The following is a 24,882-nucleotide window of genomic DNA, read 5'->3' on the forward strand; positions in this document are numbered from 1 at the left end:
TCATTCGCCATTTCCTCATTTAACTTGTGTTTTAACCCAGCCTCGTTTGTTCCCGCCACATTTACATCTGTTCTAGCTTCTCAAGGTAAGGAGTTAGATCAACGTCCATTTCATCTGCTAATCGTTTTCCTAAATCTGCATCTGCACGGTAGAAGTTACAAAGAAGCAATAGAACCGTTCGCTGTTCAACTGTCTGCCAGTCAGCAACGAGATTCTTCACTAACTGATCTTGAACTTCCTTGCTGTGACGACGATACACCTGACCTGCCTGACCAAAATGGTTTGTCTTTTCAATCGGCTGTCTGCCTCGCGTCTCTCCTTCGTTCGGCGCCTTGTAGTCCATATGAAGCTCATCTTCCTTAGGCTCCGTCTCGTAGCGGTTTGGTTCATAGTTTACTGGACTCTTCTGCTGCTTAAACGGCATTGCGCCATCTCGTTGGTAGTTATGAACACTTGCGAACGGACAGTTAATCGGCAGCTGTAAGTAGTTCGCTCCAATTCGGTAACGTTGTGTATCAGAATAAGAGAACAGGCGACCTTGAAGTAATTTATCTTCTGATGGCTCAATTCCAGGAACAACCACACCAGGATTAAATCCGACAGACTCCGTCTCTGAGAAAACATCCTCAGGGTTACGGTTTAACGTCATGGTTCCAACATGGTGATAAGGAAAATCCTCTTCAAACCAGTCCTTTGTCGCATCAAGCGGATCAAAGTCATAGTTGTCCATGTCAGCAGGATCTAGAATTTGTACATAGAAGTCCCACTCAGGATACTCACCATTCTCAATCGCATTGTACAAGTCTACAGAAGCATGGTTAAAGTCTTTACCCTGCACCTCAGTTGCTTCTTCTGCTGATAGGTTACGCTGTCCTGCTTTAGGAACCCAGCGGAACTTTACATACACTGTATTCCCGTATGCGTTAATCCACTTAAATGCATGAACACTCGAACCACGCATTTCTCTATAACTCGCTGGAATGCCTTCGTCTGTGAATAAATGCATCATCATATTCGTTGACTCAGGAGAAAGCGACATGAAATCCCAATAACGATTTGGATCTTGAACATTGGTGCGCGGATCTGGTTTAAGTGAGTGAACCATGTCTGGAAACTTAATGGCATCGCGGATAAAGAAGACGGGTAGATTATTTCCGACAAAGTCCCAGTTTCCTTCCTCTGTATAAAACTTCACTGAGAATCCACGTGGATCTCGGAGCGTTTCAGGCGAGTGCTGACCATGAATAACTGTTGAAAACCGAACAAATACAGGTGTTTCTGTACCTTCATCTCTTAAGAAGGCAGCTTTTGTATAACGTCTCATACTGTTTGCTACTTTAAAAACACCATGAGCTCCTGCACCACGAGCATGTACAACACGTTCTGGTACTCGTTCTCTATCAAAGTGGGCTAGCTTTTCAATTAATTGATAGTCTTCAAGTAATGTAGGGCCCCTTCTGCCAGCTGTGCGTGAATTTTGATTGTCATAAATCGGTTGTCCTTGATTGGTTGTAAGTTTTTTCACGGTAACCCTCTTTTCATCTTATTTTAATAACGATTATTATATTATAATCATTATAATATAGAATTCTAGTATAACAGTCAAATGAAAAGCTAGACTCTACTTAAAACTGTTGAAAAGTGTTTCCTCTACTGATAGGGTACGTTTCTTCTCCTGTTACATAATTTACAATTCGCTGATTACGCTGTACAGCTAATTGTAAATTCGTAGCTCCTGTTCCATGAGCGTGTACAACATTTGATAAAGCAAAGATTTGCGCCTTTCTTGGTTCCTTAAATACAAGACGACCATCAAGCTCTACTTTAAATTCCTTCTCACTTTCCCACTCAAACTCATTCCTCATTTGTTCAATCCACTCTGGAATAGCAGGCTTGTAGCCTGTGGCTAGAATGATTTTTTCGGAATGATGAGATACGTTTGAGTCCTTTTGCCATTGATGAAATGTAAGGTCGTACGATTTAGAATCCAACCTTTTGATCTCGTTTAACTCACACATCGCTTGAATATGAGCTGGACGATGTGGACTTTCGATTGAACGATGGTAAAGCAGGTCATAGATATTCTTAAGTGTTTTTACTTGAATACCATTACGAATGCTCCCCAGTAGCGGCAATGCTTCTTTTCTTTGTGAAAAAGGAAGTTCATGAAAATATTCAACATATTCAGGAGAAAACATCTCTATTCCTAGTTTCCCTTCTTCCATCTGAAAGAAACCAGCTGAACGTGTAAACCAACTCAATGAATAGCCAAACCGCTCTTGATCATGAAGCAGGTCATAAAAAATCTCTGCTGCACTTTGCCCCGATCCAACAATTGTAATTGAACCTGCTGCCTTTAGATCTTCACTGTTTTGTATGTACTGACTTGAATGCACAAAATCTTCAGTTAACGACTCTTTAATTGAAGCTGGTACAAGCGGTTTACTACCTGTTCCCATAACCACGTGACCTGCTGAAAGCATGTAGGTCTCGTTTGTCTGCAAGTTTTCACAGGATACAAGATAGTATTCATTTTTTAAATCGTACGTAACGTCTGTAACATTTGTAGCAAACTGGCAATTAGTAAGCTTAGATGCAACCCATTGTAGGTAAGCGTTATATTCTTTTCTTGGAATATCAAAGCGATTAAAAAAGTAAAAAGCATACAGTCTTTCTTGCTCATGTAGATAATTTAGAAACGTATACTCACTCTTTGGATTAGCAAATGTAACTAAATCCGCTAAAAAAGGCACCTGTAAGTCTGTCATATCTAACAGCATTCCAGGATGCCATTGCATACTTGTATGTTTTTCGAGAAATAAACAGTTTAACTCAGTTCCTTCTTCAAGTAGCGCAGCCAGCCCTAAGTTAAAAGGGCCGATGCCTACTCCAAGAACATCAACATGTTCCTTTATCTGCAAGGTGATTCCTCCTACTTCATTAAGTTCCGAATCAGTTTGTGTGTAACAGGTCCTTGTTTGTAGCGAATAGGTAAATCAAATGAAGTCGTCTGCTTCACCATGCCTTTACGGTGTGAAAACGTCAGAAAGCTATCGTATCCATGGTAGGCTCCGATTCCACTTGGTCCTGCTCCCCCAAATGGAAGATAGGGATTGGCTACATGCATGATCGTGTCATTTACACAACCACCACCAAAAGAAAGCTCCTCTACAAATTGAGACTCCACTTCCGAGTCTTCCGTAAACACATAAAGTGCTAACGGATTAGGTAGCTCCCGGATTCTGGTTTGTGCTTCTGCAGTTGAGGAATACGTAAGAACCGGCAGGACAGGTCCAAAAATCTCATCCTGCATGACATTTGAATTCCAGGTTACTCCAGATAAAACGGTTGGTGATAAGGCAAGCTCGTCCCGCTTATATTGACCACCGATAAGAACCTCCCCGTCATCAAGAAACTCAACGAGTCGGTCAAAGTGCTTCTCACTGACTATGCGTGGATACTGTCCTTTTTTCCATGGTTTTTTATATAAAGAATTAATATGCTTCTCAAGCTTTTCAAGGAAGTCATCCTTCACCGTTTCGTCAACTAACACATAGTCTGGAGCGATACAGGTTTGACCGGCATTCAGAAATTTCCCCCAGGCAATTCGTTTTGCAGCAAGGTCTAGCTTTGCATCACGGTGCACGATGGCTGGACTCTTTCCTCCAAGTTCGAGCGTATGAGGGGTAAGATGTTTGGCAGCTGCCTCCATCACAACTTTTCCTACAGCTACACTTCCTGTAAAGAAAATGTAATCGAATGGCTCTCTTAACAGCTCTGTACTTGTCTCTACTGCACCTTCTACAACAGCAATATAATCTTCATTAAATGTTTCTCCAATAATCTCAGCAATAACCGCAGAGGTATGTGGGGTAAGCTCTGAAGGCTTTACAACTGCACAATTCCCAGCAGCCATCGCACCAATTAAAGGAGCCATCGCCAATTGAAACGGATAGTTCCATGGCGCAATAATTAAAACTGACCCTCTAGGCTCATGAATCACATAGCTTTTAGAACCAGTATGCGAGGCGGGGGTTTTTACTTTTTGGGGAGACATCCATTCTTTCAAAGCGTTCTCTACGAGCGTAATCTCTGCATACACAAACCCAATCTCAGTTGTAAAAGCCTCTTCCTTAGATTTATTCAAATCTAGTTTTAAGGCATGTAAGATTCGGTTTTCTTTTTGTTTAATCACGTTTCTCAGCTTATCAAGCTGATGAAGTCTGAATTCCTCGGAACGTGTTGTGCCACTATAGAAGTACTGCTTTTGTTTTGTGCGTAAAACGTGATACAAGCGAATTCCTCCTTATTTTCGGCCGTAGTCTGCTTTTATTTCTCCCCAATGCTTTGTTTCCCATTTAAGAATAGGGTTCTTGTATTGGTTTGTTGCAAGCCACTTTTCGGCTCGATCGATTAACATCCACATTTCCTCCGTCTTTATTGATCGCTCTAGACTTGAATTAGCCTTACGATCCTTCACCCATTTTATTGCTGTTCTTGAATCAGAATAGACGGGTGTTGTTGAATCATTTCGTTCCTTTAAATAGGCGAGTCCGTGGACGATTGCTAGAAATTCCCCCATATTATTTGTACCGATATGTATTTCTCCATGTGAGAAAAGAATTTCACCTGTCTTGGTGTCGACACCTTTATACTCAACTATACCCGGATTTCCCCTTGATCCAACATCCACCGAGATACTTTCCCAAATTATTTTATCTTTACTCACTGGAGCTTCTGTTTTTTTCTTATAACCAGTTGATTTTGTTGACTTGGCTGTTGTACTACCAGGCTTAGAGCCAAACGCCACTTCAGCTTCCGCTTTTGATGGGAAGGATTTAAACCTTGCCCCTGGGAACCCTTTTACTTGAGCCTCACATTCTGCCCAGCTTGTATAAATTCCAGGTTGAATTCCCTTCCAAACTACATAAAACTTGCCTTTTGCCAAAATATCCACCTTCTTTGTATGAAATCAATCATTAAATCCAATACTAATATTATCTCTAGTGTATACCAAAATGTGATAGGAGGCTGTTCATATGCATAAGCGCAACCCACAAAAAAATAAAGCATTAACAAATAACCAAACACCTACTGAAACTCTTTTTAATCAAGAGGTGTCAAGTGAATTAGTTGATAATGGCGGAAACAAATCAAATCACAAACAATCTAAGAAATCAGAATTAAGCGAATCATAAGGTTCGCTCCCTGATATCTATGAAACCATGAAAGATTGGAGAGAGGATTATGGAGGTCTTACTTAATCGTAAGGACGAAAAGAGACAAGCTGGAGAATTAATTTACGCTAAAAATAAACACCTTTATGCTTTATTTGAAGATGAAGACGAACGCTTTTCCTATCTCTTAGTATCATTAACTGAATTTAAAATTATTCAGTATTATGATGACTTACCTACTAATGATGAAATCACGTTTGATATAGAGGATGAGATCGAGAGTGTTCATCACCATTCGCAGTCTAAGATCACCTTTGCATAAAAAACGAGGGTGGCCCATGTTGTGGTTCCCACCCTCGTATATACTAGATTATTGAGATTGTTCTTGTTCTGCTTCTAGCTCTTGCTCTTCATACCAATCATCTAAAACCTTTGCATCTAAAATGCGAGATTGAATGTAAGCAGCTTGTTTTTGTGTAAACAACTCAGTCCATTTATACTCAAAATCCTCGGCTACACGCACAAAGGTTAAAAGCTCCTGCCAAGCAACATATCGCTTATACCAGAAAAACTGAGGTTGCTCTGTCATATAAGGGTAAAGGTCATCAAACTCCGTATGCTTGCAGTCAATTGTACGCTCAAATTGAATTTTTGCATGTTCCAATTTTTCTTCGAAGTACGTCTCGTTGTGATTGACTTCCATCTCTGTCCCCTCCTAATGATGCAGCAAGTAAGATCTTGGTACACCTTTTTGCTAGTATATCATGGTTCGATCTTAAGCTAAATGTTCCTGCTTAAAGTATTGAAAAATCTTCACAAATTTATAGGAACTGCGCCCGCTCTTCTTTACTAGGCAGCCTACAAGAGTCACTTTTCCCAAAGAATCGATGACGATACCTTGCAACAAGTTGATAACAAGCTTTTCTCAACGACCGAGGAAGGACGTATGCAACTTTAAACAATCTCCAGCGAAAAGGTAGGTTAGAAACAATCTTTAGAACGGCTTGATCATGAGTATAGGCACGACCATCCTCAATTAAAATCATTGAATCAACATCTCCGCCAATTGAATATTTTTCCATCAATGTTTGGCCAATTTCAGATTGAATCGATGCAAAGTAGAAGTACTTCCTTTTATCTCGTTTTATGATGAAATTTACACTTTTATTACATAAGTTGCATACTCCATCAAATAAAATAATTCCTTTATCGGTTTCCACATTCAATCACCTTCCAAAAATGAAATGGCTTTGCTAGTTTTAGTTTAACAGATCATTCAATTTAACCCAAATACTCATGAATTTCTTACTGATCAAGACCTATGATAAAATCCTCAACAAATCTCACATTCTTACATAGTAGATAAGCGTTCCGACCCTTTTTTTACACTCAAAATCTTGTTAAAATGAAGCCTAATGAGTATTTCTATGAAAAGTTGGTGAGTCTATGTTTTCAAATGCAGAGATTGGTATTGATTTAGGAACTGCAAATATCCTTGTTTATAGTAAAGACAAAGGCATTATATTAAATGAGCCTTCAGTAGTGGCTCTTAATACAGAAACCCGTGACGTTCTTGCTGTTGGCGCAGAGGCAAAAAGTATGGTTGGTAAAACACCTTCTCATATCGTTGCTGTTCGCCCGTTACGTGACGGTGTTATTGCAGATTTTGATGTAACAACTAGTATGTTAAAAGCGATTATGAAAAAAGCAAGCAAACAAATTGGAGCTCTAAGAAAGCCTAATGTAGTGGTTTGTGCACCTTCAGGCTCAACATCTGTAGAACGTCGTGCCATTTTAGATGCTGTTAGAAGCTGTGGAGCGAAGAATGTTCATGTGATTGAAGAACCAGTAGCTGCTGCAATCGGTGCTGACCTGCCAGTTGAAGAACCAACAGCCAATGTTGTTGTTGATATCGGTGGAGGTACAACAGAAGTAGCGATCATTTCGTTTGGTGGGGTTGTTTCATGCAACTCTGTACGTATTGGTGGGGACAAGCTTGATGAAGCGATTATCCAGCACGTTCGTAAGCAATATAATGTTTTGATTGGTGAACGCACAGCAGAACAAATTAAGATGGAGATCGGATATGCACCAATTGACCACGAAATCTTAAGCATGGAAGTTCGAGGTCGTGACCTTGTGAACGGACTCCCTAAAACAGTTGCATTGCAATCTGATGAAGTTCGTCATGCGATTAGCGAGCATCTTCTTCAAATTCTAGAAGCAGTTCGTTCTACACTTGAAGATTGTCCTCCAGAATTAAGTGGAGATATCGTAGACCGTGGTGTGTTAATCACAGGTGGTGGAGCATTGCTTAAAGGTATACAGGATTGGTTATCAAATGAAATCTCTGTGCCTGTGCACTTAGCACCTAATCCTCTTGAATCAGTAGCTATTGGTACCGGACGCTCTTTAAAATTCATCGATAAATTACAAAAAGCAACGGTTTAACCTTACGCAAAAAAGGCGAGCATCCCCATGGGGTGCTCGCTTCTTTCGGATTTACTTATATCGTTTTCTCCTTCGATATGCCTCAATCGTATCCATTTCTACATTTAACTCAATTTCCATTTCAACTAAATCCTGAGTTGTTACAATGGGATCATTTTCTGACCATCTTACATAATAAACAAAGTAGTAGCCATTTATTTTACAAAAAATGACTGGTGACTCTGAGAAACGATCATAAATCGCCTTCATCTTCCCTCTTTTTTGATAGGAATAGGAAATAAGCTTCATATTCATTCCTCCACTCATTCCTCTATTCCCCTAGTATTCGCCACTTTAACCTCAAAAACGGCAAGATTTATTTCCCAGGAAACCTGATATGTCACTTTGGATATTATCGTATTTTTTGTTTAATGATGGATACTCTGTTTTGTTAGTGAGTTAGAAGGAACTGATTGAATTGGTTTGACTTCCTCACGATTTGCTAGAAATTCCGGCCTTGGGTCCTGTCCAGAGTAAGGCTTTCCTATCACATTTTCCATCGAATTGAAGACGAAGAACACATTGCTACGTGGATAAGGAGAGAGATTCCCATTTGACCCATGCATCGTATTACATTCAAAAAACAGAACTGAACCAGCCGGACCAGTTGCGCGATCAATGCGACCTCCAGCTTCTTCTGTTAACCAGCTTAAGCTCTCATTGTCTGGTGTACCAGCTTCTTGCTTTTGCAAGGATGATTCGAAATTGTTGTCCGGAGTTGTTCCCGCACATGACACATACCACTTGTGCGATCCAGGAATAAGCATTAATGGTCCATTAAACTCATAATTATCCGTTAAGATAATTGAGCAGCTCACCGCACGCATATTTTGCATGCCATCCTCTACATGCCACGTTTCGAAATCAGAATGCCAGTAGAACTCTTTGCCTTTAAACCCAGGCTTAAAGTTAATACGAGATTGATTAATGTATACCTGACTTCCAAGCAGCTGCTCAGCAATTTTAACAATCCGCTCGTTCTTAGACAGCAATTCAAAGAAACCGCTATCCTTATGAATTTCAAAAACAGATCGAATTTCGTTGCTCCCAGGTTCCTTAATGACATCAGCCGATTCTCTCGACTGGTTATCTTTCATCGTTTTCTCTAATTCTTTAATCATTAATTCGACTTCTTCGTCAGTAAACAGCTTCTCTATCATTACGTATCCATTCTCTTCATAAGAGGTTAGTTCAGGTTGCTTTAAAGGACCTTCAGCATTTGAATGGATAACTGGATCTTTTCTTTCTTTTATCGTTGCTTTATTACTTACCCTTGAGGGATATAAATCAATGTCCATGTCCATTTCACTTACCTCCTAGTATGTTTCCCGAGTTTCAAATTGACTTTCCTTATACATGTGTCAGTTTCTCGGTGCTAATTCACTATTCGACAGTTACAATGTGGTCGTCACGCCTAGAATAAGTGGCAGCGCCAACTCATGCTCATTGAGCCATCCCTCCTAACCTTGGTTACACTGTATACAAAACCCTTCTAAATCTGTTGTTAAACATCGTTTTTTTTATAAAATGCTGTAAGTACGCTCATGCCGGTAAAAATTCATTAAAAAAACCTGTCCGGAAATCCAGACAGGTTTGTTATATTCATTAATCTTCGATGACTTTCTTTTTGAAAATACCTAGAAGGATAGCTGTTAGGATTGCTCCTAGAACTACGGCTAACAGGTATAGTAAAGCATACGGCCAAACATCACCTTGGTTAACTAGTGGGAATACAAACAATCCACCATGTGGTGCGGGAAGTAAAATACCGAAAAATGCTGTCAATCCTCCTGCTAAAGCAGAACCAGCTACTGCTGCTGGAATGACACGTAATGGATCAGCTGCCGCAAATGGAATTGCACCTTCCGTAATGAAAAATAGTCCAAGTAAATAGTTTGTTATACCTGATTGACGATCCTTCTTTGAGAACTTGCTACGGAAGAATGTTGTGGCTAAGGCTATCCCAATTGGTGGTGCCATACCACCTGCCATAACGGCAGCGTGTGGCGCTAAGTTACCTGCGTCAATCATTGCGATACCAAAGGTAAATGCAGCTTTATTAACTGGACCACCCATATCAACAGCCATCATTCCACCTAAGATAACCCCTAAAATAATCATGTTTGCCGTACCCAAACCATTTAACCAGTTTTGCAAGCCTAAGTTAACACTAGCAAGCGGTGCGACAATAAGCAGCATGATTAAGCCTGTTGCCAGAAGGTTTAAGACTGGCGTAAATAAGATATTACCAATACCTGAAAGTACTTGAGGTAATTTATTAATTAACTGACGAACGAGTAGTGCGATATAACCAGCAAGGAAACCAGCTATCAAACCACCTAAAAATCCAGATCCACCGGTCATTGCAATGGTACCTGCTACTAAACCAGGTGCGAATCCAGGACGGTCCGCAATACTCATAGCGATAAAGGCTGCAAGAACAGGAACCAATAATCCAAATGCTCCGCTTCCTCCACCAATTGTGTCAAGCATTTGAGCGAAAGTGCCTTCTTGTTTATATCCACCAAACAAAAACGACAACGCAATTAAAATTCCGCCACCGATAACAAATGGTAGCATGTTAGACACACCATTCATGATGTGCTTATAGATGTTTAGACCTTTTTTCTCAGAATCAGATGATTCATCTTTACTCGATCCACCAGTCGCTTGATAGATTGGTGCTTTTTCAGACATGGCACGATCAATCAGATCTTTAGGCTTGCGCACACCATCAGCAACCGGTGCTTGAATAACCTTTTTACCTGCAAATCGAGTCATTTCAATTTTTGTATCAGCAGCTACGATAATGGCATCAGCTGCTTCAATTTCAGCGGCTGTTAGCTTGTTTTTCACTCCGCCTGAGCCATTTGTTTCTACTTTAATGGTATAGCCTAGCTCTGCCGCTTTGTTTTTCAGGGCATCTGCTGCCATATACGTGTGTGCAATCCCAGTCGGACAGCCTGTAACACCTAAGATTTGAGGGCTATCAGATGCTTTTACAGCTGAAGATTGTGATTCGTTTTGTTTTGCTGCTTCTGCTTCCGCTTCTGCAGCTTCTTCTGCTTCCTTCTCCGCATCTTTTTGATCAATGGCAGCTAAGATTTCGTCTTCGCTAGTAGCATTTAGAATTGTTTGACGGAAGCTGTCATCCATTAAGAATGTCGTTAAACGAGAAAGAGTAGCCAAGTGCTCGTTATTTGCACCTTCACTTGCTGCGATCATGAAGAATAATTGACTTGGTTGACCATCAAGAGCCTCGTAGTCAATTCCTGCCGTTGAACGGCCAAATCCGATTGCCGGCGTGCGCACAGCCGCTGTTTTTGCGTGAGGAATCGCAATCCCTTCACCTAAACCAGTTGTACTTTGTGCTTCACGAGCTAGTATGGCTTCCTTATACGCTCGTTTATCTTTTAGGCGACCAGCTTGATCAAGCTTCGTAATCAGCTCATCAATAACTGTTTCCTTCGTAGTCGCTTTCAGATCTAAAATCATTGTATCTTTTTTTAGTAGTTCTGAGATCTTCATAAAGATCCACCTTTCCCCCAAATTATGCTCTCTTTTTTGTCATTAGAGTGTTGATACCTTTACTTGGTTCATTAATTCCTTCACATGTGATAACTCACAGAATCCTTTTGAGAAGGCTGTTGAACTACCTGATGATACGGCAAAACGGAATGCATCCTCTAGTGGAAGTTCATCCATACTCGCTGCTATAAATCCAGCAAGTGTAGAATCTCCTGCCCCTACGGAGTTGACAACCGTACCCTTTGGAGTATTTGCGAAGAGGATCTGATCCTTTGTTCCAAGAACAGCTCCGTCACCAGCAAATGTGACAAAGACATAGTCAATGCCTTTTTCAACAAGCTGTCTTACATAAGGAACGGCTTGCTCAGGTGTTTGAATGTCTGCTCCAACTAGCTCAGAAAGCTCATGATGATTTGGCTTAATGAAAGTAGGTCCTGCTTCAACTGCATCAGCAAATGGTTCGCCACTTGTATCAAGAAAGACGTTAACTCCATTTTCTTTTACTTGTTCAATCCACTCTGTGTAAATAGATGTCGGTAATGTTCCAGGAACACTACCAGCAAGCACTAGCGTGTCACCCTTTTTAAGCTGATCAAGCTGGCTAACGAGCTCTGCTACATTTTGCTCTGTCACTTCAGGCGACGTACCATTTAACTCTGTTTCATCTGTTGCCTTCATCTTAATGTTAATACGTGTATCTCCATTAACCTTAACAAAGCTTGTTTCAATGTTCTCTTCTTGAAGCGTGCTGATAATATAATCACCTGTAAATCCACCAATAAAACCAAGTGTTTGACTGTTGTGTCCTAGTCGTTTTAATACACGTGATACATTAATTCCTTTCCCTCCAGGTGCTTTATGCTCTTTCCTGGATCGGTTCACATGACCTGGCTTCAGGTCATCCAGCTCCACAAAGTAATCAACAGCCGGGTTTAGTGTGACCGTGTATATCATATTGCAACCACCTTTATATCTACTATTTCTTTGTACGTGTTCTGAACATGTTCCTCGAGATAGGAACTCGTCAGAAGCGTCACATCTTTTAATTCAGCAAATTTGGCGAAGGATACTTCTCCAAATTTAGAATGATCTGCTACCACGTAGCTTTGTCTAGATCGACTCTTTGCATACGTTTTTACAAAGGCTTCTTGAGGATCTGGTGTTGTGCATCCATCTTCGGGTGTAATTCCATTCGCTCCAAGAAATGCGCTGTCAAAACGGAACGTTTCAAGCGTTTCAATGGCACTGCGACCGATGAAGGCTCGCGTGCCTGGCTTTACTTGACCACCCACAACATGCGTTTCAATCCCAGCCTCTACAAGCTCAACCACATTTGACAATCCGTTCGTCACGACAACCACTTGCTTATCTTTTAAAAATGGAATCATTTCAAGCGTTGTTGTTCCAGCATCTAAGAAAATACAGTCACCTTTCTCAACAAATGATGATGCAAATTGAGCAATTTGACGTTTTTCTTGAATGTTTTTGGAAGATTTCTCAGCGATGGTTGGCTCGAGTCTCTTCTTTTGAAGAAGCGTTGCCCCTCCATGTATGCGCTTTAATTTCTTTCCACTTTCCAATTCTGTTAGATCTCGTCGAATAGTAGACTCTGAAGATCCAGTCAGATCAACAAGTTCATTTAACTTTACCGTATGTTTTTCTTTTAAGACTTTCATGATCATTGCTTGACGTTCCACAGTAAGCATGATGCACACTCCTATCTCTCGTCGAAATTAGTATACCCTTTTAAACAGTCATAATCAATCAAAATTATTCAAAAACATTCATTGTCATAATTTTCATCCAGCTCTACATAAAAACAAAGTGGTTCAGAGTGAAACCACTTTGTTTTTGATCTATTCTTTTAATCCTTCTACAAGTTCTGAAAGCTCTGTCCAGCGATCCATCGCCGCTTCTAATTCGCTTTCAAGCTCTTGTTTTTCGTTAAGTCGTTTTTCAATCTCAGTATAGTCGCTTCCAGCCGCTTCAATTGCTTGTTCGACCTCGGTGATTTTCTGTTCAAGGTCCTCCATTTTCCCTTCAATGCTCTCCCAATCTTGCTTTTCTTTATAAGTAAGCCTTCGAGATTGTTGGGATTTTACTTTTCCTTTTGAATTCACTTCAGAAGCTACTGTAGTCTGGATTGCCTCTTGTTCCTGCTTTTGCTTTAGAAACTCTGAATAATCTCCTTGAAATCTTTGTACGTTTCCATCACCGTTTAGATAAAGAAGATGATCCACAACTTTATCTAGGAAGTACCGATCATGGGATACCGTAATCACTACACCTGGAAACTGGTCTATATAATCCTCTAATACAGAAAGGGTTTGAATGTCTAAGTCATTGGTCGGCTCATCCAAAAAGAGTACATTTGGTTCGCCCATTAAGACCTTTAATAAGTAGAGTCGACGCTTTTCTCCACCTGAAAGTCGTCTAATATACGTCCATTGCATACTTCTTGGGAAAAGAAAACGTTCAAGCATTTGTTCAGCCGTGACGGTTTGGCCATCTGCTGTATAAACAACCTCAGCCACTTCCTTGATGTACTCAATCACTTTAAGCTCACCATCAATCTCTTGGTCACCTTGCGTATAATAACCAATTTTAACGGTTGACCCTCTGCTAACCTCTCCTGTGTCCGCTGCAATTCTTCCAGCCATAATATTGAGTAGAGTAGTCTTTCCAGTGCCATTAGATCCGATAATACCAAGTCTTTGATGGGGTACCACTAAATAATCGACATCTCGGAAAAGCACACGGTCCTTATACGACTTTCCAACCTGTTTAAGCTCTATCACATCGTTGCCAAGGCGATCAGAACCAATTGAGAAATCAAGATCTTGTTTCTTACTAAGACCAGCCTCGTCTCTTAGCCCTTCTGCCCGCTGCACTCGCGCTTTTTGTTTCGTTGTTCGGGCTTTAGCTCCCCGTCTTAACCATTCAAGTTCACGTCTAAGCAGGTTCTGACGCTTACTTTCTGCAACTTGCTCCATCTCTTCACGCTCAGCCCGTTTTTGCAGGTAGGTTTCAAAGTTTCCTTCATACTGAAAGAGTTTACCCTGATCGAGCTCATACATTTGATTGGTTACACGATTAAGAAAGTAGCGGTCATGTGTGATGATGATAAGCGCACCTTTATAGTTTGCCAGATACCCTTCTAACCATTCCACCGTTTCATGATCTAAATGGTTGGTAGGCTCATCAAGTAATAATAGATCGGCAGGACGTATTAACGCTTCTGCAATCGCCACACGTTTTTTCTGTCCCCCAGAGAGTGCGCCAATTTTATGACTCACATCGCGAATACCTAGCTTTGAAAGGATCGTTTTAGCGGTTGTATTTGCTTCCCAAGCAGATTCCTGATCCATTTTCTGCTGAGCGGTCATAAAGCGATTTTGAACCTGTTCACTTTCTGGTTGTCTTTCTAGATCAATTAGTGCTTGTTCATACGCTCGCATAGCACGCATAATAATGGATTCACCATAGTAGATTTGCTCTAAAATGGTCCGATCCTCTGTTAATTCTGGTTGCTGCGGCAAATAGGTAACGGAAAAGTCATTCGAGTGAAAAAGATTTACCTCTTCGGCTCCTTCCAGACCTGCAAGAACCTTTAATAAAGTTGATTTCCCTGTCCCATTGACACCTATTAAGCCAATACGCTCTTTTTCTTCTATGGTAAAGGAAAGGTGGTCAAATAATGTTTTCTCTCCAAATGTTTTATGCAGGTTTTCAACACGCAAGATACTCATCTATGCTCCTGCCTCCTTTTACTTATAAGGTGCGGGTTGATAGAAGTAATTAGGATATACTCTATCATCCTTATATCCTTTTCTAAAAATATGGGTAGTGGCAGGACTAATGGGCGGGATCAGCCAGGACCATTTCCCTGTAACATTCCTACCTGCATCCTGCTCTCTTTTTTCGAAACGCTCAAATTGTTTAGCAGCAGTATGATGATCAACGATACTCACCCCTGCTTGTTTAAACGAAAACAAAACGGCTTTATTTAATTCAATTAACGCCTCATCACGCCAAAGTGTATATTCTCTTGATGTATCCAATTGGAACAATTCAGCTACACGAGGCAGCATATTATAGCGGTCCGCATCTGCAAGATTCCGTGCACCAATCTCCGTTCCCATGTACCAGCCATTAAACGGCGCAGCTGTGTATTCAATTCCTCCAATGACTAGCTTCATATCTGAAATAATGGGAAGCGCGTACCATTTTAATTCAAGCGATTCAAACGAAGGGTTTGTTGGATGAGTTAAAGGTACTTCTAAAATGAGATCCTCAGGAATAGGAAAAAGTGCAGGCGGGTTTTCTCCGAGCTGAATCACTAAAGGTAATATATCAAATGAGGTGCCTTGCCCTTCCCAGCCAAGCTCCTGACATACTTTAGTGAAGTCTACGGATGCTGGGTCTCCGATCATTGTACCATCTTCAGTCACATAGCCTGCATAACGAATAAGTTGATGATTCCAGATTCGGATGTTTCCTTTTTCATGCGCAGGGTGAAAAGCAGTTAAATAAGGTACAATATTCCCCCCGTTTGTCGCTTTCTTAATATGATCAAAAATTGCAATCGCCATTGATTCCTCATCACTACACTCCCTGGCATCAACAACCTTTAACGTTTCCCAAAAGAAACGCCCAATACAGCGATTGCTATTGCGCCATGCCATTCGTGCTCCATGTACCAATTCTTCATATGTATGGGTGTAAAAACCAGACTGTTGAATATCATCTTTCACTTGGTTTAACCGAACGAGGAGTTCTTCTCTCTCTTTTCCTAATTCACTATAACATTGATTGAGAAATTCTTCTGCTTGTTCTAACCGTTTATGTTGATCGCTCATCGTCTACCTCCACGCTCTTGCTAACATGTCTAAAAAAAACTGTGCATTCACCTAGGGTGTCCGCACAGCCATTCGTCTATCAAGGTTATTTTAAAAGCTTTTTGATCTCAGGTTCAATCTTCTCTGGCTTTGTTGTAGGGGCGAAACGTTCAATGACTTCCCCTTCTTGGTTCACAAGGAACTTTGTAAAATTCCATTTCACATCTGAACCAATTGTGCCTTTTTTCTCTTTTTTAAGATGTTGATAAAGTGGGTGAGCGTTGCTTCCGTTCACATCAACCTTTGCAAATAAAGGAAAGCTCACACCAAAATTCACCTTACACACGTTTTCCATTTCATCATCTTCAACCGGCTCTTGATTCATGAATTGGTTGCATGGAAAGCCTAACACTTCAAATCCTTGGTCTGCATACTCTTGATGAAGCTTTTCCAGACCATCAAACTGAGGAGCAAACCCGCATTTTGTCGCCGTATTGACGATCAATAACGCTTTTCCTTCATACTTAGACAGTGGAATGTCCTCTCCCTTAGAAGACTTCACTGTGTAATCATAGACAGACATACGCTAACCTCCTGTAATCAAGTATCTGTCTGCATTATACCGCTTATTTACGTGATCGCCTACTTTTGTGCCTAGAGCTTCTCTCTTCTCGCAAAATTAACAAAGCGGAACTTATCAGGCCGATGCCTCGATTCAGTATACTGGAAAATCCGTGCGTCATCTAAATAGGTTCTACCTCGCACAACAACGATGTTTTGGAAGCCTTCCATGTCTAATAATTCAAGATCCTCTTCTGTGGGTTCTTCCACTACAATCTCTTTCTTTGCAAAGCTAATCACAAGTCCGAGTGTGCCTTCTATATATTCATAGATCGAATTCTCACTCATCTTCGCAGTAAGACCTGGTACAACGGAATGAACGAGATCATCCTTATCTAAGATGACCCGTTCACCATCAACCTTGCGTACTCGTGTGATGCGCAAGGCTTTTTGTTCACTTGTTAGCTGCAGCTTGTCCTGCAGATCAAGATCAGGAATGACTTCATCAAATGCGACAACCGTTGTTTCTACATCCATGCTCATGCGTTCGCTCAGCTCTTTGAAACTAGATACTCCTGAAAAAGGAAAGTCAATCTTGGCTCGATCGAGTACGACCGATCCCTTTCCTTGTATTTTTTGAATATACCCACGCTCTGATAATAGCTTTAACGCTTTTCTGATAGTTTCTCTAGACGCATCGTAGGTTTTAACTAGCTCTAACTCAGAAGGAAGAAGTTCTTCTGGCTTCCATTTTCCTGTTTGAATTTGGTTAGCCAGCTCTTCATATACCCATTGGAATTTGCTTTTCAACCCAAACACCGCCTGTTCTTATTCTTCATGATGAAGACGTCTGAACATGATATACCACTGCTTCGTAAGGTCGTAATGTTATTTCTTGACCTGGCTTACTTAATTGCTCGTAATTCGAAAGCAGAACTTTCGCATCCTCCTTGCTTACCCAATCCGGAAGATCAATGGTTACAGGTTGCTCATAAAAGTTAGCCAATACCACTGCTTTTTCATCCTGCCATTGTCGCACGTACGCAAATACCTGCTTGTGGTCAACGTGTATCAGCTGGTAGTCTCCAAATGTAATAATATCATGAGTCTTTCTTAGATCAACCAGTTTCTGATAGAAATAGAAGATGGAATTCGGATCACTAAGCGCTTCAACAGCGTTGATTTCTTTATAGTTACTCGCTGTGTTAATCCACGGAGTACCAGTGGTGAATCCACCATTTGGTTTCGCATTCCATTGAACCGGCGTTCGTGAGTTATCGCGAGATTTTTGCTTGATGATCTTCATAATGGTTGATTCATCGAGCTTGGCTTCTTTTAGCTCTTCATACATATTTAACGTTTCGACATCCCGATATTCATCGATGGTTTCGAATTTAGGATTTGTCATTCCGAATTCTTCTCCTTGATAAATATAAGGTGTCCCTTGCATCATGTGCATGACTAAAGCAAGCATTTTTGCAGATTCCTTATGATACTGTCCATCATTCCCATAACGACTTACCACTCTAGGCTGGTCATGATTACACCAGAACAATGCATTCCAGCCACCACCTTCATGCATACCAACCTGCCATTTAGACAAAATCTGTTTCAAAGCAAGAAAATCCATCTCACCCAGCGCCCATTTCTCACCATTTGGATAGTCGACTTTTAGATGGTGGAAATTAAACGTCATGCTTAGTTCATTACGGTCAGGGTGCGAGTATTTCACACAATGCTCTAAAGTAGTCGATGACATTTCCCCTACTGTCATTGCCTGATAAGGGGAAAGGACTTCACGATTCATCTCTTGAAGATATTCGTGAACGCGTGGGCCATCAGTATAGAATTTACGTCCATCTCCTAGCCCTACCGATCCGTCATCATTTGGAAAGTCCTGATCCTTTGAAATAAGATTGATCACATCTAACCGGAAGCCATCAATTCCTTTTTCAAACCAAAACTTCATTAGCTTGTAAACTTCCTTGCGCACCTCTTCATTTTCCCAGTTAAGATCGCCTTGCGTTTCATCAAATAAATGTAGATAGTACTGCTCAGTGGTCTCGTCCCACTTCCATGCCGAGCCTCCAAATTTGGAGATCCAGTTGTTTGGAGCTTGTCCATCCACCGCATCCTTCCAGATATAAAAATCACGATACTGATTCTCTTTTGAAGATGAAGCCTGCTTAAACCACTCATGCTCTGTAGACGAATGATTCACAACTAAGTCCATGATCAGTTTCATGTCTCTTTTATGAGTTTCTTCTAATAATTCCTCGAAATCTTCCATTGTTCCATATTCACCGTGAATCGAGTAGTAATCGCTAATATCATAACCATTATCTCGTTGGGGTGATGAATAAACAGGAGTTAACCAGATCACGTCTACTCCTAGCTTTTTTAAATAATCGAGCTTCTCTATTACTCCTTGTAGATCTCCAACTCCGTTTCCAGTTGTATCGTTAAAGCTCTTTGGATAAATTTGATACACTACGGACTTTCTCCACCATTCATTCATTGATATACACCCTTTCAAGTAAGAAAGCCGCCTTTGCAGGAATCTGCGAAGCGGCCTCTTTAATTTTCATTATTTTTCGTCTAAATTCTTCTGGAAGCGAGCTGTAATAATAGTAGCTAATAACGGAATAACAATCGCAATAGCCATTCCAATTGCGAAGCTAATATAGTTTCCTCTTGTTCCCTCAATTGCAAGAATTCCAGGCAGTCCTCCAACTCCAATGGCTGGAGCTAAGATTCCATTAAGCGCTACCCAAGCACCTGCAATCGCCGCCCCAATGATGGCGCAAATAAACGGGAAGCGATAGCGTAAATTTACACCAAACAACGCCGGCTCGGTCACTCCAAGGTAAGCAGAGATAGAAGAAACAAACGACAATCCTTTTGTTTTTTGGTTCTTCAGTACAAAATACATTCCAAGGGCTGCTGAACCTTGTGCGATATTAGACATAACCAGGATTGGCCATAAGAAGGTTCCACCCTGACTTGCAATTAATTGAAAGTCTACTGCAAGGAACGTGTGATGAACACCCGTTATAACAAGTGGTGCATAGAATAGACCATAAATAAGTCCGCCCACAATTGCAAATTTATCAAATAAGAATACAAACACATCTGTAATGCTGTTACCAATAGCAAAGGTTACAGGACCAATTAAGATGAATGCAAGGAAACCAGTAATCAGTAATGCTACTGGAGCAACAACAAGTAACTGAATGGAATCTGGAGTAACCCGTTTCATAAAGTTTTCAATCTTCGCGAGCACATACGATGCTAGAAGGATAGGAAGTACTTGTCCTTGGTACCCCATCGCAGCAATATCAAAGCCGAACAAATTCCAATAAGGAACGGTCCCATTTTTTACTGCATCCGCGTATCCGTTTGCATTCAGAAGATCAGGGTGACATAGAATGAGTCCTAACACAATACCAAGAAGTGGACTTCCGCCAAACTTCTTCACCGCTGACCAACCAATTAATGCTGGTAGGAATGCGAAGGCGGTACTTGCGATTGTATTAATGATTTCAGCTAGACCTGCCCATTGTGGATACATCTCAACGAGTGGTTGGTCTGTAAAAATCGCGTTCACTAGAATATTGTTAATCCCTAGCAATAAACCTGCTGTAATAATGGCTGGTAAAATCGGAATAAAAATATCAGCAAGTCCTTTGACTGCTCGTTGTAATGGATTCATCTTCTCTGCCGATGCTTGTTTCGTCTCTTCCTTCGTTGACTCTGAGATTCCCGCTTCAGAAATAAACTCAGTATAAACCTTATCAACTAGCCCTTGTCCAAGAATCACTTGATACTGATTATTCGCTGCAAATGATCCTTTTACTTTATCAATTCCTTCTAATGCTTGCTTGTCCACTTTACTTTCATCATGTAAAACAAGTCGAAGTCTTGTGACACAATGCGTAGCAGATGATACGTTTTCCTTGCCTCCAATTGCTTTAAGTATATCCTTAGCAATTTTACGGTTCTCACTCATCATTTATCCCCCCTGTATCGGCCTTTAAATAGTCTAAATCATATGATCAACATGTATATACAAATGATTACGGTTACATCTTAACTTGTATATACAAATTAGTCAACTAAAATCTTCTTTTTTCGACAAATACGTTAAAGTCGCCTTCCTATACCCTTAAAAAGGCCCGTTGAATCGCTATTTCTTTTAAATCTAAAAAAAGCGCTACTCGCTCTAAGGCAAGTAACGCGCTTTTTCTATTGAACGGATCGTCTTTCCATTAGATGTAATCCGATACCCATAAAGATTACACCCATAAAGCATAAGATTGACGCTGGTAATAAATATTCTTCGAGCTCCCAATTGTAAAGAGTCGCTCCTTTTAACATGTCCATTCCATACGTAATTGGACTAATGTAGGAAAGGGCTAAAATAACCTTAGATGAAACAATCTCAATCGGCCAAAATGCACCTCCAAGCATAGCCATGCTGACAGCGATGAATGGAATAATTGCATCAAGCTGCCTCATTGAGGTAATAAGACCACTGATAAAGACACCGAAAGAAACTAATGCGAATACATAAGGAATGACAACGATCATGCTCGTCACTAGCCCACCTTGAAAGTCAAATTGAAAGAGCGTAGCAAATAAAAGAAATACAAGAATAATTTGAAGGTAACCAATTAAAAAGCTATACGTTAAATTCCCCAGATAGATACTTGATTTTGAAGCAGGTGAAAGAATTAAGCGATCCCACACACCATTCTGCTTCTGTTCTATGATGGATGATATGGAAAACGTGATTGTATAGATAACAAAGAACAGTGAAAAGCCAAAGATTGATTGTAACGATTGGTCATATATCCAACTTTCTGAGTCCTCTCCTTCAAAGCTTTGTACTTGAAGAGGAAAGAGTGTCTGACTCTCATTCAGTTCATTTAGTACCTCTTCCTTTTCTCCACCCCCTATATCAACAGCTGCATCCACGAATTGTTTTTTTGTATAGTACGATTGAACAAGTGAATCAATAAAATTAATCACAAAGGACTCTCTTGCTACAAGGATGGAATAACTTTCTTCTTTTAATTCAATAGCAGCCTCAGCTGATTGGTTATCTAACAAACCTTGAATGTCATCTTTAGCAGTAGATATGAATGCGAGATTCAGCTCCTGATTCAAGGATTCTACCGCTTCTTCCACCTGCGTATCGCTTAACTCTTCTGAATAAACGGGCACTCGAATGGATGGAGCTAAGTCTGTATTCCCTAAGACAAACACGAAAGCAATGGTGAGAACATACATAGAGAGAAGTGCCCATGGATTGCGAATAGATTCTCTTATTAATCCCCAGATAATTCCCCTCATCGTTGTCCCCCCCTTTTTGGAAACAAACAAACTGCTAAAACAACTAGCACAACACTATATCCGACTAATAGTAGAATGCTCGGAAGAATGTTTTGAAAGTCTCCCCCTTGAAATGCGTGAAAGTACGCGGTCATCGTTGTTCCATTTGGTGTTAGTTCTCCAACTTTACCAATTATAGGATTCAATATATCTATTTGAATAAAGCTTCCCCCAATAAAGGCAAAAATCGTGACAATTAGATTAGTGAATAAGGTAGAGGCTTTATACGAATCAAATTTAAAATTCATTGCAGTGAGTAATACAGTGAGTCCTCCTACGGTCATACTGATGGCAAGCGTCGTCAGTCCAAACTGCAACAAGCTTCCCCACTTTACGCCAAATGCAAGATAAGATATAGAGAAAATGGCGCATAGCTGAAAGCCAGCTGTTAAGGTTCCCGTAACCCATTTACTAATTCCGTAGATATAAGTTGGGGCTTGGGATAGAATCATCCGATCAACGACCTTTGTTCGCTTCTCATCTGTTGCAAATCTTGAAACCAGCCCAGCCGTATACAAAACAAACATAGCCGCCATTGCGACAACAACATAATCAAACACTCTAATGGTTCGGTTCTGTGTTTGCTCTATGGTTCGTTGGATTTCTTGTTGCTGGAGTATCGTTTCATCCCCTATCTCATAAGCCAGCTGGTTCATACGTAAGGTTTCATAGAAGGATTGGACAACACTGTTTATTAACTGTGAGTTCGTCGATTGCTCACGATTCATATGAACAATGACTTCTTCTTGTTCACCTCTACTTAGTAGTTGAGTCCGCCAAATGCTTTCTTGATATCCTTCTGGAAATTCAATCACAGCTGCTAGCTCCTTGTCAGCCAGTGCTTCGTCAAGGGTCAGTGAGGTTTCTATCGTGATCTTCTCAAGATTCTCTCGAAACACATCTTCAACTAAGATGTCTTTCACGTTAAAGGAAGCCATGAGTTGTTGAATAGCAACTTCAGGAATGCCTTCAGCTTCCATCTCTTCTACAAACCTTTGTGTCTCTTCATCCGTGAGCTCTGTATCCACCACTGCAATTGAAAAGGGCTCAATTCCTCCACCAGATTGTGCATATCCAAGGATCGCAATTAACCCGAGAGGCATAACGAATAGTAAAATTAGAACCGATTTCTCTCTCAGTAAATGCTGGATATCCTTTTTAACTAGTGCCCATACCATACACTCATCTCCTAATCTCGCAGCTTTCGGCCTGTTAAGTGTAAGAACACATCTTCAAGCGTAGGTGGCTTAACCTGGATACTCAAGAGCTTTACCTTAGCCTCAGCAGCCATGGCAATAATCTCATTAAACAAATCAGATTGTACGGTTACTACTTTATAAGATGAATCTTCAATGACAACCGATGAAACACTTGGATGCTTCGATAAGGTTTCTTCAAGGTGGCGACTCATTCGGTCCACCTGGATGATGATTGTTTCTTCAGAACGTAAAATCCCTTTTAATTCAGGCTTTGTGCCTGATGCAATCATAGAGCCACGGTCCATAATATAGACCCTGTCACAAACCTGCTCCACTTCTTCCATGTAGTGACTTGTGTATAGGATGGTCATTTGTTTCTCTCTTTGAAGTCTTCTGACCATTTCTAATATAAAATGACGGGATTGCGGATCGATCCCCACCGTAGGTTCATCCATAATTAGAATGTCAGGCTGGTGGATTAAGGCAATAGCGATGTTCAACCTTCGCTTCATCCCGCCTGAGAATGTTTTCACCTTATCTTTTTTCCGTTCCTCAAGTCCTATGTCAACTAATAATTCCTGGACTCTCTGTTTAAGCTCTTTCGTAGTGATTCCGTACATTTTTCCAAAGAACATTAGATTGTCCTCAGCCGTAAGCTGCGGGAATAAAGCCAGATCCTGTGGAACAAGTCCAATCGCTCTTCTAAGCTTTTTTGGGTTCTTAATCATGCTATCTCCGTAATAAAGGACATTTCCCTCCGTTGGTTTAATCAGTGTAGAAATCATTGAGATAGCCGTTGATTTTCCAGCACCATTTGGACCGAGTAGCCCAACTGACTCTCCCTTTTCTAGATATAGGTTTACGCCTTTAACAGCCTCGAGCTGTTTATACGTTTTTGACAGGTTAACAACTTCAAGCATGTGACTCCCTCCCTCTCTTCATTTTCATTTTATGTTAGATTCCGTTTCCAGCCTATTCCTAAAAGTCATCATTATCGGGTTTAACGAGATGACTTAAGTCATAAAAAAAGCACACGGTCTGATGAAAGACTGTGCACTTCCGTTAAACTAAATGATGTTTAATGGCGAGTATTGCTAATTGAGTCCGATCTCTAGCCCCAACTTTTGTTAGAAGCTGACTTACATAATTCTTAACCGTTCCAAGTGATAAAAAGAGAGCCTCGGAGATTTCCTGATTATTCTTCCCTTCCCCAATAAGTCGCAGAATAGAGACTTCCCGTGCGTTTAAATCAATTGAAAGTGAACGTTCTTTTGTTTGCGTAAGTAGCTTTGGTACAACAGATGCGGCCACCTGATCATCCAAGCTCAATCCTCCACGCAGCGCACTATGAATCGACTGGATCAGCTTTTCACTATCCGCATCCTTAAGTACGTACCCGACAGCCCCAAGCTTTAGCGCTTCAAGCGCATACTCATCATCAGAAAAGGTGGTTAGGATCACTATTTTTGCTAAAGGATCTTCTTCTCTGATCTTTTTTGTAGCTTCAAGCCCTGTCATGACAGGCATTCGGATATCCATTAATACTAGGTCCACTTGATTCGTTCGATATGTATAAATGGCCTCTTCACCATTTGCTGCTTCTGCAACGACTTGTAACGCCTGGTCTGTTTCAATCATCATCTTTAATCCTTGGCGGACAAGAGCCTGATCTTCTACTAGCATGATGTTTGCCAA

The 24,882-nt window shown here is 40.7% G+C and carries 24 protein-coding genes; 3 read left to right on the forward strand and 21 right to left on the reverse strand.

Annotated features, from left to right (window positions below; all coding sequences use genetic code 11):
* Nucleotides 1–61 precede the first annotated feature (61 nt).
* From JNO66_RS17125 to rnhA, 4 genes are all read right to left on the reverse strand, one after another.
* Entirely contained in the window at nucleotides 62–1,525 is a 1,464-nt protein-coding gene (locus JNO66_RS17125; protein WP_203090365.1) for a catalase, read from the reverse strand.
* 100 nt (nucleotides 1,526–1,625) lie between these two features.
* Nucleotides 1,626–2,915 (reverse strand): lysine N(6)-hydroxylase/L-ornithine N(5)-oxygenase family protein, encoded by a 1,290-nt coding sequence (locus tag JNO66_RS17130; protein ID WP_203090653.1) that lies wholly within the window; start codon nucleotides 2,913–2,915, stop codon nucleotides 1,626–1,628.
* A gap of 17 nt (nucleotides 2,916–2,932) precedes the next feature.
* On the reverse strand, nucleotides 2,933–4,294 hold the full coding sequence (locus tag JNO66_RS17135; protein WP_210340926.1) for an aldehyde dehydrogenase: 1,362 nt from the start codon (nucleotides 4,292–4,294) through the stop codon (nucleotides 2,933–2,935).
* Nucleotides 4,295–4,306: 12 nt separating this feature from the next.
* Nucleotides 4,307–4,948 carry a ribonuclease H gene (rnhA, locus tag JNO66_RS17140; protein WP_203090366.1) on the reverse strand — a complete coding sequence of 214 codons (642 nt, stop codon included), beginning with the start codon at nucleotides 4,946–4,948 and terminating at the stop codon, nucleotides 4,307–4,309.
* A gap of 91 nt (nucleotides 4,949–5,039) precedes the next feature.
* Between rnhA and JNO66_RS17145 the strand changes: the two genes are divergently transcribed.
* Together JNO66_RS17145 and JNO66_RS17150 are read left to right on the forward strand one after the other, a co-directional pair.
* A complete protein-coding gene (locus tag JNO66_RS17145) occupies nucleotides 5,040–5,198 on the forward strand; it encodes a hypothetical protein (RefSeq protein ID WP_203090367.1) in 159 nt (52 codons plus the stop codon).
* Between the two features lie 49 nt (nucleotides 5,199–5,247).
* The gene (locus tag JNO66_RS17150; RefSeq protein ID WP_203090368.1) at nucleotides 5,248–5,499 is read left to right on the forward strand and encodes a hypothetical protein; all 252 of its coding nucleotides are present in this window, start codon (nucleotides 5,248–5,250) and stop codon (nucleotides 5,497–5,499) included.
* A gap of 48 nt (nucleotides 5,500–5,547) precedes the next feature.
* Here JNO66_RS17150 and JNO66_RS17155 read toward each other — a convergent pair whose 3' ends face one another.
* Entirely contained in the window at nucleotides 5,548–5,880 is a 333-nt protein-coding gene (locus JNO66_RS17155; protein ID WP_203090369.1) for a hypothetical protein, read from the reverse strand.
* A 118-nt stretch (nucleotides 5,881–5,998) separates the two neighbouring features.
* Nucleotides 5,999–6,397 carry a thiol-disulfide oxidoreductase DCC family protein gene (locus tag JNO66_RS17160; protein WP_203090370.1) on the reverse strand — a complete coding sequence of 133 codons (399 nt, stop codon included), beginning with the start codon at nucleotides 6,395–6,397 and terminating at the stop codon, nucleotides 5,999–6,001.
* 226 nt (nucleotides 6,398–6,623) lie between these two features.
* On the opposite strand from JNO66_RS17160, the gene mreBH reads away from it, so the two are divergent.
* Nucleotides 6,624–7,628 carry a rod-share determining protein MreBH gene (mreBH, locus tag JNO66_RS17165; RefSeq protein WP_203090371.1) on the forward strand — a complete coding sequence of 335 codons (1,005 nt, stop codon included), beginning with the start codon at nucleotides 6,624–6,626 and terminating at the stop codon, nucleotides 7,626–7,628.
* 51 nt (nucleotides 7,629–7,679) lie between these two features.
* Here mreBH and JNO66_RS17170 read toward each other — a convergent pair whose 3' ends face one another.
* From JNO66_RS17170 to JNO66_RS17240, 15 genes are all read right to left on the reverse strand, one after another.
* On the reverse strand, nucleotides 7,680–7,934 hold the full coding sequence (locus tag JNO66_RS17170) for a hypothetical protein (RefSeq protein WP_246483339.1): 255 nt from the start codon (nucleotides 7,932–7,934) through the stop codon (nucleotides 7,680–7,682).
* 101 nt (nucleotides 7,935–8,035) lie between these two features.
* Entirely contained in the window at nucleotides 8,036–8,971 is a 936-nt protein-coding gene (gene thpD, locus JNO66_RS17175) for an ectoine hydroxylase (RefSeq protein ID WP_373367182.1), read from the reverse strand.
* A gap of 301 nt (nucleotides 8,972–9,272) precedes the next feature.
* A complete protein-coding gene (locus JNO66_RS17180; protein WP_203090372.1) occupies nucleotides 9,273–11,195 on the reverse strand; it encodes a PTS fructose transporter subunit IIABC in 1,923 nt (640 codons plus the stop codon).
* Between the two features lie 42 nt (nucleotides 11,196–11,237).
* Entirely contained in the window at nucleotides 11,238–12,149 is a 912-nt protein-coding gene (gene pfkB / locus JNO66_RS17185) for a 1-phosphofructokinase (protein WP_203090374.1), read from the reverse strand.
* Complete coding sequence (locus JNO66_RS17190) at nucleotides 12,146–12,901, reverse strand: DeoR/GlpR family DNA-binding transcription regulator (protein WP_203090375.1); 756 nt, start codon at nucleotides 12,899–12,901, stop codon at nucleotides 12,146–12,148. The genes pfkB and JNO66_RS17190 overlap by 4 nt, the downstream gene beginning before the upstream one ends.
* Before the next feature lie 150 nt (nucleotides 12,902–13,051).
* Nucleotides 13,052–14,944, reverse strand: a complete 1,893-nt coding sequence (locus JNO66_RS17195) for an ABC-F family ATP-binding cassette domain-containing protein (RefSeq protein WP_203090376.1) — start codon at nucleotides 14,942–14,944, stop codon at nucleotides 13,052–13,054.
* 18 nt (nucleotides 14,945–14,962) lie between these two features.
* The gene (locus tag JNO66_RS17200) at nucleotides 14,963–16,054 is read right to left on the reverse strand and encodes a nitric oxide synthase oxygenase (protein ID WP_203090377.1); all 1,092 of its coding nucleotides are present in this window, start codon (nucleotides 16,052–16,054) and stop codon (nucleotides 14,963–14,965) included.
* A gap of 85 nt (nucleotides 16,055–16,139) precedes the next feature.
* A complete protein-coding gene (locus JNO66_RS17205) occupies nucleotides 16,140–16,616 on the reverse strand; it encodes a glutathione peroxidase (RefSeq protein ID WP_203090378.1) in 477 nt (158 codons plus the stop codon).
* 71 nt (nucleotides 16,617–16,687) lie between these two features.
* Entirely contained in the window at nucleotides 16,688–17,404 is a 717-nt protein-coding gene (gene treR, locus JNO66_RS17210) for a trehalose operon repressor (protein ID WP_203090379.1), read from the reverse strand.
* A gap of 25 nt (nucleotides 17,405–17,429) precedes the next feature.
* The gene (gene treC / locus JNO66_RS17215; protein ID WP_203090380.1) at nucleotides 17,430–19,112 is read right to left on the reverse strand and encodes an alpha,alpha-phosphotrehalase; all 1,683 of its coding nucleotides are present in this window, start codon (nucleotides 19,110–19,112) and stop codon (nucleotides 17,430–17,432) included.
* A gap of 69 nt (nucleotides 19,113–19,181) precedes the next feature.
* The gene (gene treP / locus JNO66_RS17220) at nucleotides 19,182–20,603 is read right to left on the reverse strand and encodes a PTS system trehalose-specific EIIBC component (protein WP_203090383.1); all 1,422 of its coding nucleotides are present in this window, start codon (nucleotides 20,601–20,603) and stop codon (nucleotides 19,182–19,184) included.
* A gap of 236 nt (nucleotides 20,604–20,839) precedes the next feature.
* Entirely contained in the window at nucleotides 20,840–21,949 is a 1,110-nt protein-coding gene (locus tag JNO66_RS17225) for an ABC transporter permease (RefSeq protein WP_203090385.1), read from the reverse strand.
* Entirely contained in the window at nucleotides 21,946–23,166 is a 1,221-nt protein-coding gene (locus JNO66_RS17230; protein ID WP_203090387.1) for an ABC transporter permease, read from the reverse strand. The genes JNO66_RS17225 and JNO66_RS17230 overlap by 4 nt, the downstream gene beginning before the upstream one ends.
* A gap of 11 nt (nucleotides 23,167–23,177) precedes the next feature.
* Complete coding sequence (locus JNO66_RS17235) at nucleotides 23,178–24,107, reverse strand: ABC transporter ATP-binding protein (protein WP_203090389.1); 930 nt, start codon at nucleotides 24,105–24,107, stop codon at nucleotides 23,178–23,180.
* Nucleotides 24,108–24,249: 142 nt separating this feature from the next.
* On the reverse strand, nucleotides 24,250–24,882 hold the full coding sequence (locus tag JNO66_RS17240) for a response regulator transcription factor (RefSeq protein WP_203090391.1): 633 nt from the start codon (nucleotides 24,880–24,882) through the stop codon (nucleotides 24,250–24,252).

The organism is Alkalicoccobacillus gibsonii (genome assembly GCF_016798245.1).
Lineage (GTDB): Bacteria > Bacillota > Bacilli > Bacillales > Bacillaceae_D > Alkalicoccobacillus > Alkalicoccobacillus gibsonii.